General features: G+C 61.8%; 15 protein-coding genes and 1 tRNA gene. 10 read left to right on the forward strand and 6 right to left on the reverse strand.

The window, feature by feature from the left end; all coding sequences use genetic code 11:
• Positions 1-182: 182 nt before the first annotated feature.
• Positions 183-851 carry a CPBP family intramembrane glutamic endopeptidase gene (locus tag AArcCO_RS15605; protein ID WP_259534409.1) on the forward strand — a complete coding sequence of 223 codons (669 nt, stop codon included), beginning with the start codon at positions 183-185 and terminating at the stop codon, positions 849-851.
• Positions 852-893: 42 nt separating this feature from the next.
• Here the strand turns inward: AArcCO_RS15605 and AArcCO_RS15610 are convergent, their stop codons facing one another.
• Both AArcCO_RS15610 and tnpA read right to left on the reverse strand, forming a co-directional pair.
• Complete coding sequence (locus AArcCO_RS15610) at positions 894-2381, reverse strand: serine hydrolase domain-containing protein (protein ID WP_259534410.1); 1488 nt, start codon at positions 2379-2381, stop codon at positions 894-896.
• 148 nt (positions 2382-2529) lie between these two features.
• Positions 2530-2937: an IS200/IS605 family transposase gene (gene tnpA / locus AArcCO_RS15615; RefSeq protein ID WP_259534411.1), complete on the reverse strand. Its 408-nt coding sequence runs from the start codon at positions 2935-2937 to the stop codon at positions 2530-2532.
• A 44-nt stretch (positions 2938-2981) separates the two neighbouring features.
• Here tnpA and AArcCO_RS15620 point away from each other — a divergent pair, with 44 nt between their 5' ends.
• The 8 genes from AArcCO_RS15620 (at position 2982) to AArcCO_RS15655 (ending at position 8622) form a co-directional block, all read left to right on the forward strand.
• Positions 2982-4286, forward strand: coding sequence for an RNA-guided endonuclease TnpB family protein (locus AArcCO_RS15620; protein WP_259534412.1), 1305 nt, complete (start codon positions 2982-2984; stop codon positions 4284-4286).
• 143 nt (positions 4287-4429) lie between these two features.
• Complete coding sequence (locus AArcCO_RS15625; protein ID WP_259534413.1) at positions 4430-4762, forward strand: hypothetical protein; 333 nt, start codon at positions 4430-4432, stop codon at positions 4760-4762.
• The gene (locus AArcCO_RS15630) at positions 4755-5618 is read left to right on the forward strand and encodes a hypothetical protein (RefSeq protein WP_259534414.1); all 864 of its coding nucleotides are present in this window, start codon (positions 4755-4757) and stop codon (positions 5616-5618) included. The genes AArcCO_RS15625 and AArcCO_RS15630 overlap by 8 nt, the downstream gene beginning before the upstream one ends.
• Positions 5619-6401: a DUF8168 family protein gene (locus AArcCO_RS15635; RefSeq protein ID WP_259534415.1), complete on the forward strand. Its 783-nt coding sequence runs from the start codon at positions 5619-5621 to the stop codon at positions 6399-6401.
• Positions 6398-7333 (forward strand): hypothetical protein, encoded by a 936-nt coding sequence (locus AArcCO_RS15640; RefSeq protein WP_259534416.1) that lies wholly within the window; start codon positions 6398-6400, stop codon positions 7331-7333. Before AArcCO_RS15635 ends, AArcCO_RS15640 begins: the two co-directional genes overlap by 4 nt.
• Positions 7334-7442: 109 nt before the next feature.
• Complete coding sequence (locus AArcCO_RS15645; RefSeq protein WP_259534417.1) at positions 7443-7772, forward strand: cupin domain-containing protein; 330 nt, start codon at positions 7443-7445, stop codon at positions 7770-7772.
• Positions 7773-7858: 86 nt separating this feature from the next.
• Positions 7859-8446, forward strand: a complete 588-nt coding sequence (gene hisB, locus AArcCO_RS15650; RefSeq protein ID WP_259534418.1) for an imidazoleglycerol-phosphate dehydratase HisB — start codon at positions 7859-7861, stop codon at positions 8444-8446.
• The gene (locus tag AArcCO_RS15655) at positions 8365-8622 is read left to right on the forward strand and encodes an antitoxin VapB family protein (protein ID WP_310561383.1); all 258 of its coding nucleotides are present in this window, start codon (positions 8365-8367) and stop codon (positions 8620-8622) included. The genes hisB and AArcCO_RS15655 overlap by 82 nt, the downstream gene beginning before the upstream one ends.
• A gap of 148 nt (positions 8623-8770) precedes the next feature.
• Here AArcCO_RS15655 and AArcCO_RS15660 read toward each other — a convergent pair whose 3' ends face one another.
• Both AArcCO_RS15660 and AArcCO_RS15665 read right to left on the reverse strand, forming a co-directional pair.
• On the reverse strand, positions 8771-9721 hold the full coding sequence (locus tag AArcCO_RS15660; RefSeq protein ID WP_259534419.1) for an oxidoreductase: 951 nt from the start codon (positions 9719-9721) through the stop codon (positions 8771-8773).
• On the reverse strand, positions 9722-10120 hold the full coding sequence (locus tag AArcCO_RS15665; protein WP_259534420.1) for a cupin domain-containing protein: 399 nt from the start codon (positions 10118-10120) through the stop codon (positions 9722-9724).
• 77 nt (positions 10121-10197) lie between these two features.
• Between AArcCO_RS15665 and AArcCO_RS15670 the strand changes: the two genes are divergently transcribed.
• Positions 10198-11388 carry a CBS domain-containing protein gene (locus tag AArcCO_RS15670; RefSeq protein WP_259534421.1) on the forward strand — a complete coding sequence of 397 codons (1191 nt, stop codon included), beginning with the start codon at positions 10198-10200 and terminating at the stop codon, positions 11386-11388.
• An 18-nt stretch (positions 11389-11406) separates the two neighbouring features.
• Here the strand turns inward: AArcCO_RS15670 and AArcCO_RS15675 are convergent, their stop codons facing one another.
• The gene (locus tag AArcCO_RS15675; protein ID WP_259534422.1) at positions 11407-13059 is read right to left on the reverse strand and encodes a YegP family protein; all 1653 of its coding nucleotides are present in this window, start codon (positions 13057-13059) and stop codon (positions 11407-11409) included.
• Positions 13060-13207: 148 nt separating this feature from the next.
• Positions 13208-13279: transfer RNA gene (locus AArcCO_RS15680), tRNA-His, on the reverse strand.
• Positions 13280-13295: the final 16 nt, after the last annotated feature.

Below are 13295 nucleotides of genomic sequence, written 5' to 3' on the forward strand. Positions count from 1 at the left end.
GTTTCCGGACTCGTACGCGCCACTACCCCATATGGGGATTCCCACTTCTGTATCTTGGCTGGGCGTACCTGTTTTGGCTTCCGGTAGTTGCGTCAGACGCCTCGGTCTGGTCGTACCCGAACGTGGTTCTGTTCCTGATTGGCGGGGTAAGTCCCCTTCTGGCTGGACTCGTGCTGTTGTGGATGAACCACGGGCGAGCTGGGTTCGCCGATCTCCGTCGGCGATTGCTCGAAGTCGGTCGGATCAGTGGCCGATGGTGGCTGATCATCGTGCTGTTCTACCCGCTGTTCAATCTCGGTACGGCTGCTGTTGCGCTCGTCACCGGATTCACTGCCGAACCACTGGCGTTCATCGGCTCTGACCGACTGTTTGACCCCGGAGCGTTGTTCTTCTTGCTTGCGGTCGCGCTCCTCTTCCCCGCAATCGAAGAGATCGGTCTTCGTGGCTACTGGTTCGATCAACTCCAGGCACGCTGGAGCGCACTCGTGAGCAGTTTGATTTTGGGGACTGTGTGGGCGCTGTGGCACGTTCCACTTTTCTACATGTCCGGCTACTACGAGGGGACGACGTTCCAGCCCGAACTGTGGTGGTTTCTACCGAGCATCGTTCTGACTGCGATCATCGGAACGTGGGTCTACAACAATACTGCCCGGAGCGTCCTCGCGGTCATTGTCTTTCACTTCTTCGGAAACTTCACCGGCGAAACGATGGGATTTGCTGCCGAACTGTATCCCCTCGTCCACATCGGGACTGTGATTGTCGCGCTCGCGCTCGTGATCTGGTTCGGGCCGAGTTCGCTACGAGGCCGGGATACTCCACGACCGGTACCGGACTGGGGAATTGACCGCTAAGCTCCGTGAGCGATACGCACGCTCTATTTAACAGCATCGACTTCACTCGTAGGTCATTTTCGGGAATACTGCCATCAGGAACAGGAGTATTGCAACGAAAGAAAGCGAACCACCGAGCCAGTCAGCAAGTCTCGGCAGGAACAGGTCAGCCACTGGATATGCTACTCCCCACCAGAGGACGAGTAAGACAACCGCTACGCTTGCAACGACCCCTCGCTTCAGACGAGAATGGTCTGCAAGCGGCACGAATGTTCTTGTCCCATTCCGAAGGTCGCGGCCGAGAAGCCATGTTAGCCCTACCCCAGCGATTCCGAGAACGCCTGCCCCTATTCGACCGGCAGTTTCTACCCGGGAATATGTACGAGCGAGGGAGATTGTCCCGAGTCCGCGACTCTCGGCCCATTCTGTGAGTATGGCAGCGATCAACCGGAGGCTCCGGTTACTGTTGGTGAGAATCACGATCCCGTCGCCGGTCTCCGGGATGCTGTGATACCAGGTCCACGTACCGGTTCCCTGCCCTCCATGTGAGACTGCTCGATGCCCATCTGGAAGGGTCTCGACGAGGTGACCAAGCCCATACCCATCTGAGCCGTATCCGTAAAACCCGGTCGTCTCCACTTCCTTCGAGTGCAGTTCCGCAACACGCTCGGAACTCAACACCTCTCTACCGGCCTCTCGTCCGTCGGCTGCTGGCATCCCTGCTGCAACAATGGTAGCGATGTCTTCCACGGTCGCATACAGCATCCCGTGGGCCAGCGGTGCTTCACGATACGGCTCGACTGCTTCACCGGCCCGCTCGTGGCTGGTCGCAAGCCCCGATTGCAGGGCTTCATCCAGATCGAACGTCGCTGTGTCCATTCCAAGCGGCTCGAACACGGTGGCTTCCATGTACTGTGCGTAGTCTTGTCCGGTAACCTCCTCGACGAGCAGTTCGAGTAACACATAGCCGGGATTCGAATATCGGAATGTCGTTCCGGGAGGGTCTTCCGGTCGTGCTGGTGGCGCACCTGCGTTCCCGCGGACAGCTTCCTCTAAGGAGGGAATCGACGACTCGGGTGGATAGTTCGTGTATATTCCCTCTGGAAGACCTGCAGTATGACTGAGGAGCCGTCGGACGGTCACCTCGTCCCACGCATCCGAATCGGGGAGTTTTGCAGTCGGGATATACTCGCTGACCGGGGTATCAAGATCAACCTCGTCTCGCTCGACAAGGACCATTACACCCCACGCAGTGATCGATTTCGTGATCGACTGTGGTCGGCAGAGCGTGTCCGGCGTCATCGGGCAGTTCGTCTCCCGATCAGCGTCGCCGTATGCATTAGCCCACGATACTTCACCATCGGTGATGACGGCAACGGCCGCACCGGGAACATCGTATCGGTTGAGCAGTGTCGGGACGCGGTCATCCAGAACGGATGCAAGGTCTTTGTCGTCACCAGCACTTCGCTCCGAGAGAACAGAAATACCAGCAAAACCCGTGACCGCGGCGATAGAAGACCGACGGAGATAGTCGCGGCGTGAGTACTCCATGTAGTTCGATTGGCATGAGAGAGAATAATTCTATTTTGGATTCCCAGACTGTCGGAATGCTGCATACGCGCCTTGTATCCATCACGGCGTATTCTGAACGAAAAGCAGCGCGAGTTCCCCGCCCCACCGTGGGCGGGGGTGAAGCGCGTCACTCCGCCGCGTGTTCCGTCTCTTCGATATACCGTTCAACCACTTCCTCAGACATCGCTCCCGTCGTCCCAACGTAGTATCCGACTTTCCAGAATCCGCCACCCCAGAAATACGACTCTCGAATCTCGGGGTACCGTTCCAGCAAGTGCTTGCCAGAGTACGACTTGAATTGCCGAGCGATGTTCGCAGGGCTGTACTTCGGGTCTGTTTGCACGAACAGGTGAACGTGGTCGTCTGCAATCTCCAAGGCGAGAATCTTGTGACCGAAGTGGTCAGCAGTCTCACCAAACAACTCCCGCACATCGTCTTCAACTACGTTGAGAACCGGATGGCGGTACTTTGGACACCACACGAAGTGATACTTACAGGAACTAACCGAATGTGCATGACTACGGTATTCTTCCATCTTGAATCCCTATATTTATGACAGTCTGGAACGAGTGTCAAAGCATGGGTGAAGAAGCCACAAAGACGATTCAGACGCGCCTTCACATCGCGTCTGGTGAGCGGTCGTGGCTTCACGACGCCCGCCTTGCATCACGCGAGATATTCAACGACACCATCAGCCTCACACAACAGGGCCACACGCGCACTGAGATACAGAACGAGGTTGACCGCGACGACTTCTTGCGGAACAACAAGTGCGCGGTCGTCGGCAAAGCCCTCCAAACGTGGGACTCATACCAGTCACTCCTTAACTGGTGGGAAGAACAGGATGATCCTGATGGAGGCAAGCCAACGCCTCCGAGTACGGACAAATCTGGTGCGTATCCGGTCGTGATGGCACACACGGAAGGCTACCGCCTCACCGTAGATGAAGACACGAACCGCGTCCAGTTCCGCATCAGCCCGAAACCCTACAAGAAGGTGAAAGGACACCTACGCGGCGGCCCAGATGCGATGGACGAACTTCGAGACGCTATCACGTCGGATGAAGTGGATGTTGGGCAGGCCGAACTCCTGTACCGCGATGGCGTGTACTACCTACACGTCACGGTCACACGCGAGTTCGACGTGCCCGACCCCGACACCAGCGACACGCTTGTTGGCGTGGACATCAACGAGCGCAATATCGCTCTCACCGCCCTCGACCGCGACACGATGCGGACGAAGGGCACGCTCGTCCTCGACTACGGACGAGTCAAGCAGGAACGCCAACGCTACCACACCATCACGAAACGCTGTCAGGAACACGGTAAGACGAGCATCCACCGGAAACTCGGTGACAAGGAGGAGCGGTTCACCGAGTGGGTGTTGCATCGGCTTTCCCGTGCTGTCGTGGAGTTCGCAGAGCAATTCTCGACTCCGGTTATCGTGTTCGAGGATATGAGCGGCATCCGCGACGAAATCAAGTACGGGACGTATATGAACCGCCGGTTGCACAAACTGCCGTTCCACAAGTTCGAGAAGTTTGTCTCGTACAAGGCGACGTGGCAAGAGATTCCCACGGACACAGTGGACGCTTATTACAATTCGCAGACGTGTTCGTGCTGTGGTGAGCGTGGCAGTCGGCAGGGACGGCGGTTCCGATGTGCGAACGACGAGTGTGATGTGACACAAGACCACGCCGACCGGAATGCGTCTGTGAACATTGCATGGCGCGAGAAGGCGAAATTCGACGGTAACACGACGAATTACCGGACTCACAAAACCCAGCCACAGGTTCGGTTGGTGCGTCTGTCCGGGTCGGGACGCGTAAGCCGCCCACCCTCATCCCGCTCGCTTGCCGAGCAGGGAGTGCTACTGCACGGCTGAGGGAACTACAAAAGCCTCGGGCCACCGCGCCCGAGGTTGTTTACGTTGGTGGCCAATAGAGATGTAGCTGAGAAGCGCGGGATGGCTGAAAATGAGACCGGTGTTGAAGGCACCGACCTCGCGCTTCGTGGAGCACACGAAGCATGAAGAACTCAACCCTAAAACCAGATGAAGACATCGGACTGAAGCTGTCAGACGATATGAAGCAGCGGGATAACCTGCTGCTGTACCATGACAGTGAACCGCACTGCAGGGAGCCGCTTGAAGCCAACGCGAAGACACAACTGGAGAAGTTAGAACACTCCTGCGAGAGGATTACTGATGATTACCGGGACGGTTGTGGGAATGAACGACCTGATCCGCCAGCAGCACATGGGTGGCGTCGTTTACACCTCTCTCGACGCGCCGAGGAACGCACCCGATACTCGCTGACCTTTAAACGTGATCAGGTCACAAAACTGGCTCACCATGATTGAAGACATCGACCACGACGTATTCGTGCGGATTCAGACTGACCTGCTGGTGGTCGGTGACAGCATCATGACCGACAGACACCACGCCTCGAACGGCAACTACGAGGACGACGATCCGCAGAACCAAATCGGCGGCATCATCCCCGCCTTTCCACTCTCGGGCTGGCTCCGCCACGGAATGGAGCGCGTCGTCTCCGAGAACGACGGTACTGCCTGCCATCCCGGCGAGGCCAACGCGAATTTCATGAAGGAAGATGTCTACGAGCGCGACCTCGATGACGGCTACCACGAGAAGGGCGCGTGCGTCGATGACCCGAAAGAAGACCACGGCTGCGTGGTTTTCGACCTCTTCGGCGGCTTCGGCAACCAGCCGGGAAAGGTGATGCGTCGCCCGATCAAGTTCAACCCCGTCCGCTCCAGCGTGGACTACACGCGCGGACAGGCCGAAGGCCACTACCGCCGGCTCAACCGGAACATCGTCTCCCGCAATCGGGAGGACAACCGCGAACCGCTGCGGAACGCCGAAGTGGACGCCGTCGCCAATCTTGACGGTTGCTGGCACCTCTCCTTCCGGGAGACGAAGCCCGAGTTCATCGGCCTGCTCGCCGAGGGGATCGACTTCCTCGATGGGCACAAGACGGACTTCATGCACCAGCTCGGTGGCGCGCGGAACTTCGGCGCGGGGATCGTCGATTGCCACCTCATCAATCCGCTCTACGAGGAACGCGAACTGAAGCGCGTCTTCGACCGCGGGAAGGGCAACACGAACAAGATGGACGAGAAAGACGACCAGTGGGCCGAAGAGTATCGCCCGGCATTCGTGGAGGCGCTGGAAGAGCGCATCGAGGAGGGGCCGTAGATGCCCGAGAACGTCACCCTCAGCGACTTCCAGGGCGACGGCGGCCAAGACGTGATGGTCGCAGCCTACCGCCACGACGCCCACAAGCTGAACGGCGAGACGCACAACTACGCGCCGGACACCTTCCACGGCGTCCCCGTCAACCAGACCGTCCCGCACGGCGCGGACGGCGACGCGTCGGCGCTCTCACGGCCTAACGGGAAGCCCGAACAGACGGTAGACAACCACGAAACGCACTACCGGCTCTCGCTGCTGACGGGCGACTCTCACTACGACCCCGAGGAGTTCTCACGCCCGCGCCTCTCTGAGGCCATCAACGACCTGCTGACGGGCTCCGACCCCGAGGCGATGCATCGGGCATGGCTCACGTCGGACGTAGCGAGCGGGTTCAACGAGAGTATCTACTACCCGTACACGAGCTTGAAGTACCACACGCTGCTCGTAGCGTCGCTCTTGGACAACTACCGCGCCGGTCACGAGTTCCCCGATCTCCTCCTGGTCGTGGACGATGCCGAGGAGATCGTGCCCCACCGGACGGTCTACGCGGGCGACCGCTTCGCGCTTCGAATCGACGAGGACGCGGACGCGCAACCGTGGGCGCGCTTTGGAAGCCGCCCGTGGCAGTCGTGGGCGTCGGCGTGGAAGCGCCTCACCGCGCACCCGCTCGACGTTAATCACGACAAGCACGACATGGTTCTCGATGCGAACCTCCGTCGGATCTGGAGTTGGAGTACCGCACTCCAGTACATCGAGGATCTCGAAACCCGGAGGGAGAACGCATGACCCGCATCCAGCAGGTTCATTGGGAACTCGACATGGACTACCTCGGGCATCCGTACTACGTCTCGGGGAACGCGATTTACCACGCGCTCGGGATGCAACTGGAGCACGATGTCCACCAGCACATCAACGCCAGCCACGGGATGTTCGTGCCGGGGCAGTTCGGGACGTTCCCCGAGGAACACTCGCAGAGCGGGATTCGCCCGTACATGGGGTCGTCGCTCCCCGACGTGGAGAGATACGACGACCTGTTCCTCTTCCGGCACCCAGACCATCCGTGGCTGCTCGATACCCGACCCCGCGACGGGCTGAACGCCCACGACATCCGATTCCAGAGCGGGATGCCCGCGCTGGCTCACGAGACGATCATGGGCCGGCCCGACGACGCTCGGAAACAGCAGCAGACCACGCGTTGGTACGTGAACGCCTACTTGCACGCCGATGACCCGGACGTTCTGCCCCTCGGCGAGGACGTGCTTGACGGCCTCCAGTTCGGAGGCAAACGGAACTACGGCTACGGGACGACCACGCTGAAAGACACGCAGGTCGTTGACCTGGAGGCAGTGGACTACTCGCGTCTCGAAGACGGCGAGGCGTTCATCCTCGAACTCGTGACGCCGTTCGTCCTCCGGTCGGAGTACCCCAAGGCGAACAACGTGGACGTGCCGTGGTGGTGGAGCGTAGACGACGAAGCGCAGCTGCGCCACCGCCTGGAGAAGGTCATCGAGGGCGGCGACGTATACGAGTTGGAGACCGTCGATCACGGCGTGGTCGTTGGCTACGATGGCGACCGTCCGGTGGAGACCGCGATGTCCGGACTCACCCGCGTCGGGAACCACTCGAAGTACGGCTTCGGAGAGCTTCGAGTGAAGCCCGTCACTCCAGATGAAACGAACGTCAAGAAACAGATAGAAAAGCCGAAGTCGGAGCACTGACAAACGAATAATGACTGGCAAGGATTCCGCAGTGTCCAGGTCGGTCAGACTGAATAAAGTAGATCACATTGCCAACAACTGATAAAGCCGGAAATACGACCACCACACCATGTCCCTCGACAGATACGAACCCGCGCTCGACGACCTCGATCCCGAGGAGGGCGAGGTCGAGACCGCCGAACTCGTCGTCACTGACGACGTGCTCGTGAAGGCGTTCGCGCTGGGTCCCGGCGCGGAACTCGATCCCCACGAGCACGCAGACAGCACCAACGTCTTCCACGTTCTGTCGGGCACCGTCACCGTGCTCCAGGGCGACGAGACCGAGACGGTCGCGGCCCCCGGCGTCGTCCTCCACGAACGCGGCGTCGATCACGGCGCGCGAAACGACACCGACGAGACCGTGGTGTTCACGGCGAGCCTCTGTCCGCTGCCGTCCTAGCGGAGGACCGCCGTTTCGCACCGTCAGGAACCCGTTGACTCCGACGGAGGAGAACCCCTTTAAGAGCCCCGACCGTCCGAATACGCATGAGCGAGCGACGCGGTGCCGTCTCCCGGGAGACAGCCGAGACCGACGTGGAGGTGACGCTCGTCGTCGACGGCGACGGCGAAAGCGAGATCGACACCGGCGTGAGCTTCTTCGATCACATGCTCGCGTCGTTTTCGAAACACGGGCTGTTCGACCTGACGGTCCGGTGTGACGGCGACCTCGAGATCGACGACCACCACACCGTCGAGGACGTCGCCATCGCGCTCGGCGAGGCGTTCGAGGAGGCGCTGGGCGACAAGCGCGGCATCGTCCGGTACGCCGACCGGCGGGTCCCGCTGGACGAGGCCGTCTCGAGCGTCGTCGTCGACGTCTCGGGTCGCCCGCGGTGGTACTTCGAGGGCGAGTTCTCACAGGAACAGGTCGGCGGGTTCACGAGCGACATGGCCCGCCACTTCGGCGAGTCGCTGGCGATGAACGCCGGCCTCACTCTCCACGCCGGCGTCGACGGCGAGAACGCCCACCACGAGATCGAGGCGCTATTCAAGTGCCTCGCCCGGGCGCTCGACGACGCCACCCGGATCGACGAGCGGCGGAGCGACACGCCGAGCACGAAAGGAGAGCTGTAAAAGAGGACACCCACGACACACTCGCCGCGCTCAAAGGTGAAGACGAGACGTTCGACGACGTACTCTCGCGTTTGATCCAGGACCGTTGCGAACGGGTGCAAGCGGGCGCCGGACTCTGGGAAGGGACCGATGCCGCCGAGAAAGCCCGGGAGAAGCGATGGGAGATGAAGCGGTAGGTCTGTTCCACGTGGCCGTATCCGACAGCAGTGTACTCACCGACTATTTAGCTGGCGAACGGAAGGCCGTTGACTACGTCGAGTCGCACGCAAACGAGAGAGCCCTCGTCCCGAAGTTAGCGATGTTCGAGGTGTATCAGGGACGTGCTCACCGTCGATTTTCTCTGAGTCCGAACTCGACGCCAGTCAGTTCCGCCGAAACCTCCCACAGCCGCCGCGCAGCCTCGCGGTCGTACGATCGCTCGGAGGAACGTTGTCGCTCTGGCGGCCCGCGCATAGTGAAGAATCCACCGGGGCCGTAGTACTCGCCACCCTGGACATCGGAGGCGGTCGCGGCGTACAGCGTCGGCAACGCGCCGTCTGCCGCCGGCTGGGCGAAGACCGCGTTCGCGGCGCGCATCATCACTTTTCGAACCGCAGAGTCAGTCATTTCGGGACCGCGCGATTGCAGGCTGGTGTCGGCGTATCCCGGGTGAACCCCGACACTTGTGATGTCGACCTCGGCGTCCTCGACCCGCCGGTCGAGCTCGTAGGCGAAAAGCAGGTTCGCGAGCTTCGACTGTGCGTACGCGTCCCACTTGCCGTACGACTCCTCCCCGTGGAGGTCCTCGAAGTCGATCTCCCCACGTTCGTGCATCCCGCTGGAGACGGTAACCACCCGTGCGTCGTCATCGAGCGAGTCGACCAGCGTCCCCGTGAGCGCGAAGTGTCCCAGGTGGTTGACGCCGAACTGTCGCTCGAACCCGTCCTCGGTTTCCCGTCTCGGAATTCCCATGATCCCGGCGTTGTTCACCAGGACGTCGATCGGGTAGTCGTCGAGCTCCAGCCGTTTCGGAAACGACGTCACCGACTCGAGATCGGCGAGATCGAGTCGCCGGACTACGACGTCGCCTGCGTTCGTCTCCCCTGTGTTCCTGATCGACGCCCGAACCGCTTTGGCTGCGGCCTCGCCCCGGTCCAGGCTCCGGCAGGCCATCACAACCCGGGCACCCTTCCGGACGAGAACCTTCGCCGCCTCGAACCCGATCCCGCTGTTCGCGCCCGTGATCACGATCCGACGACCGGTCTGCGGTGGGACGTCGTCGACAGTCCAGACCATTTATTCGAGGAGTTCGATCGCGTCGTCCCCGTTCGGCACCGCACACAGGAACGCACCCTCCACCTCGCCGTCGTTGCGGTACCAGTGGACGGTGCCCGCGGGGATCAACAGCGCGTCGCCCGCCGAGACGACGTACTCCTCGGCGTCGTCACCCTCCCCGATGCCGACAGTGTACTCCCCCGCGAGGACGTACTGTTCGTGCTCGACCTCGTTGGTGTGTTTCGGAACCTCGGCGCCCGGCGCGAGGGTGAACCGCCGGATCGCGAAGTTCGGCGCCCCGTCGGACTCGTCGATCAGAACGCCTTTTTCGAGACCGTCGGCGGCGGCGACCGCCTCGTACGTGACGTCTGCTGTGCGCTTGACGACCGGATCGACGTTTCGAGAGGATGTATCGTTCACATTCGATCACTGGATCCCGACGAACAAAAACCCGGGCGCCAGCACGCTTTTAAGGCCCATCGGACCGAAGGCAAACTATGCGCGGTATTCACATCGGGAGCGCGTTCGGTATCCCCGTCAGACTCAACTGGACGTTTCTCATCATTCTCCCGATCTTCGCGTACATCATCGGCGCGGACATCGGACTGATTGCCGAGGCGTTAAACGAACTGTTCGCCGCCGACATCGACATCGGACAGCTCGAAAACGGAATGACCCAGTGGGTGCTCGGACTGGTTGCCGCGATCGGATTGTTCGTCGGCGTGCTGCTCCACGAGTTCGGCCACTCGCTGGTCGCGATGCGGTACGGCTACGAGATCGACTCGATCACGCTGTGGCTGCTGGGCGGACTCGCGAGCTTCACCGAGTTCCCCGAAAACTGGAAACACGAGTTCTGGATCGCGATCGCCGGGCCGGTGGTCAGCGTCGCCGTCGGCGTCGTCGCGTACGTCGGCTTCCTGTTGACGCCGTCGGGGCTGGACGGCGTGGCGTTCGTGCTGGGCTATCTGGCGCTGCTCAACGTCGTGCTCGCGGTTTTCAACATGCTCCCCGGCTTCCCGATGGACGGCGGTCGGGTACTCCGGGCGCTTCTGGCACGCAACCGCCCGCACGCGAAGGCGACCCAGATGGCCGCCGAAGTGGGGAAGATCTTCGCGTTCGTGCTCGGGCTGCTCGGGTTGTTCGCGTTCAACGTGATTTTGATCCTGCTCGCGTTCTTCATCTACATCGCCGCCTCCGGAGAGGCCCAGCAGACCGTACTCAAAGCCACCTTCGAAGGCGTCTGCGTCCGCGACGTGATGACCCCCAGAAACGAACTCAAGACCGTGACGGAAATCGAAACCGTCGCGGAGCTGTTCGAACGCATGTTTCGGGAGCGCCACACCGGCTATCCGGTCGTCCGTGGCGGGGAACTGGTCGGGGTGGTGACCCTCGACGATGCGAGCGATATCAAAGAGATCGAGCGCGACGCGTACCGGATCGAGGACATCATGTCGTCCGACGTGGCGACGATCCAGCCCGACGACGACGCGTTGACTGCCCTGCGAACCATGCAAGAGAACGGTGTCGGTAGACTGCCAGTCGTTGACGAGGACGGGACTCTCGTCGGTCTCATCTCCCGGACCGACCTGATGACCGCCTTCGAGGTCATCCAGTCGGGTGGATCGGTCAGCGCCTTCGACGACGAGGCCATTCCGGGGCCGTTCGACGCCGGAAGCCCGTCGAAGTGAACGGAGAGCAGGGCAGCGCTACGTTTCTATTTCCTCGTCGCCGGCGCCAGGCGCGTGTCGCTTCACGCGTTCGACCGCCTCGATACAGCCGGATCGGGAGGCGTACCCCTCGCCCGAATCGGCGATGATGTTGCCGTTCCGGTGTCGCAGCCGCCAGCGCCACTCCCCGCCTTTGTCCTCGTACACCTCGAACGCGGCGCGTTCGACGTCGAGGACGTCCGCCTCGCGGGCGTACTCGCGAACGCGATCGACGGCCTCGATGCAGCCAGACCTGGCGGAGTAGCCCTCCCCAGAGTCTGCGATGACGTTCCCGTTCCGGTGGACGAGCCGCCAGCGCCACTCGCCGCCCTTGTCCTCGTACACCTCGAAGACGGCGTCGGTGTTGGTTTCTTCCTCGGGTTCGGTCCCCGGGTCGACGATCGGCGCCTCGGTAACGTTCTTCCGGACGCTTTCGAGTCCCTTCCGGGCGTCACTGCGGCGGGTGTATCCCTGGCCGGAGTCGCCGAGGATGTTCCCGTTCTCGTGGAGGAGCCGCCAGCGATACTGGCCGGCCCGGTCGCGGTACACCTCGAACGCCGCCGGGTCGATGTCGAGATAATCCGCCGCCGAAACGTGATCGCGGACGTTCCGCATCGCCCGCCGTGTGTTGGACTTCGAGGCGTACCCCTCGCCCGAGTCGGCGACGATGTTGCCGTTTTCGTGTCTGAGCCGCCAGCGCCACCGGCCGCCCTCGTCCTCGAACACCTCGAACGTGGCAGCGCTCTCGAGGTCCTCGTCGACGCTGGGTACCGCGAGGTCGGGTTCGTCGGCGTCTTCGGGAACCGGCTCGCCGTCCTCGGTCGTCGTCTCGACGGCCTCGGATTCGAGCCGCAGGACGCCCGCACCGAGCGCGTTCCGCATCACGCTGTGCATTCCCTGCTGGCACTTCTGGCGGGAGCTGTACCCCTGTCCGGCCGCCGCGATCACGTTTCCGTTGCGGTGTCGGAGCCGCCAGCGGTGTTTCCCGCCCCGGTCCTCGAACAGTTCGAACCGTGCACTCGAACTGTGCAGCGCCGCGAGCTCGGCCTCGCGCTCGGAGAGTTCCTCCTCGAGTTCCGAGAGTTCCTCCTGCCGGGCGGCGAGATCACCCTCGAGTTCGTCGACTCGAGACTGTGACTCCTCGACACGCGCAGAGGAGGTCTCGAGTTCCGCACGCTGTCGTTCGGTCGTCTCGGTGAGCTGTGCGTGTTCGTCGTACACCGGATCGGTCCACAGCGGGACGACGGTGCCGGCGAGCCCGATGACGATCAGTCCGACCGTGTACACGCCGATGATGTCGATCCGGCCGGTCGCCCGGGGCCACCCGCCGGGGAACACCGACAGGAACCAGACCACCGCGCCCACCGAGAGCAACCCACCGACGACAGCGAGCCACATCGCGGTCCGTCGCAGTGGGAACCGGATCACCGCGCCGATCATGATCAGCGGCGGCGCGAGTGCCGCCAGCGCGTAGCCGATCCCACGTGAGACCGTCTGGGCGTCCGTGACGGCGAAGACGATCACGCCGAGCAGGCCAGCGAGGACGCCGATCACGAACAGCCAGTAGCCGAAGATTTCGTCGTCCGTTCTGGCCGTCCCGATCCGGTTCGTGTACAACGATTGGAGCATTCCGGATGGTTGTTGGTCCGACATATGTGTGAGATGAACTGCCAACTATATACCAGTATGCACCCGGCTGAAACTAGTTCGTCGCCCGGGTTGGTCGTTCGACCGCTGCCTCTTCCCGGGTTCAATCTCGCCTTCCGGCGTTTCCACTCCTCCCTGCGGTCGTCGTGGAAAAGTCCGGGTGCGAGAATCGAACCCGCGTCTCAGCCTCCACAAGGCTGAAGGATAACCACTACCCCAACCCGGACACGCGTTTCAACGTA

Source organism: Halalkaliarchaeum sp. AArc-CO (genome assembly GCF_024972735.1).
GTDB lineage: Archaea > Halobacteriota > Halobacteria > Halobacteriales > Haloferacaceae > Halalkaliarchaeum.

What these genes read in the sequence shown, in the direction of transcription:
- AArcCO_RS15605 (WP_259534409.1), top strand. Translation starts at nt 183, where the DNA reads ATGAACCACGGGCGAGCTGGGTTCGCCGATCTCCGTCGGCGATTGCTC.
- AArcCO_RS15610 (WP_259534410.1), bottom strand. Translation starts at nt 2,381, where the DNA reads ATGGAGTACTCACGCCGCGACTATCTCCGTCGGTCTTCTATCGCCGCG.
- tnpA (WP_259534411.1), bottom strand. Translation starts at nt 2,937, where the DNA reads ATGGAAGAATACCGTAGTCATGCACATTCGGTTAGTTCCTGTAAGTAT.
- AArcCO_RS15620 (WP_259534412.1), top strand. Translation starts at nt 2,982, where the DNA reads ATGGGTGAAGAAGCCACAAAGACGATTCAGACGCGCCTTCACATCGCG.
- AArcCO_RS15625 (WP_259534413.1), top strand. Translation starts at nt 4,430, where the DNA reads ATGAAGAACTCAACCCTAAAACCAGATGAAGACATCGGACTGAAGCTG.
- AArcCO_RS15630 (WP_259534414.1), top strand. Translation starts at nt 4,755, where the DNA reads ATGATTGAAGACATCGACCACGACGTATTCGTGCGGATTCAGACTGAC.
- AArcCO_RS15635 (WP_259534415.1), top strand. Translation starts at nt 5,619, where the DNA reads ATGCCCGAGAACGTCACCCTCAGCGACTTCCAGGGCGACGGCGGCCAA.
- AArcCO_RS15640 (WP_259534416.1), top strand. Translation starts at nt 6,398, where the DNA reads ATGACCCGCATCCAGCAGGTTCATTGGGAACTCGACATGGACTACCTC.
- AArcCO_RS15645 (WP_259534417.1), top strand. Translation starts at nt 7,443, where the DNA reads ATGTCCCTCGACAGATACGAACCCGCGCTCGACGACCTCGATCCCGAG.
- hisB (WP_259534418.1), top strand. Translation starts at nt 7,859, where the DNA reads ATGAGCGAGCGACGCGGTGCCGTCTCCCGGGAGACAGCCGAGACCGAC.
- AArcCO_RS15660 (WP_259534419.1), bottom strand. Translation starts at nt 9,721, where the DNA reads ATGGTCTGGACTGTCGACGACGTCCCACCGCAGACCGGTCGTCGGATC.
- AArcCO_RS15670 (WP_259534421.1), top strand. Translation starts at nt 10,198, where the DNA reads ATGCGCGGTATTCACATCGGGAGCGCGTTCGGTATCCCCGTCAGACTC.
- AArcCO_RS15675 (WP_259534422.1), bottom strand. Translation starts at nt 13,059, where the DNA reads ATGTCGGACCAACAACCATCCGGAATGCTCCAATCGTTGTACACGAAC.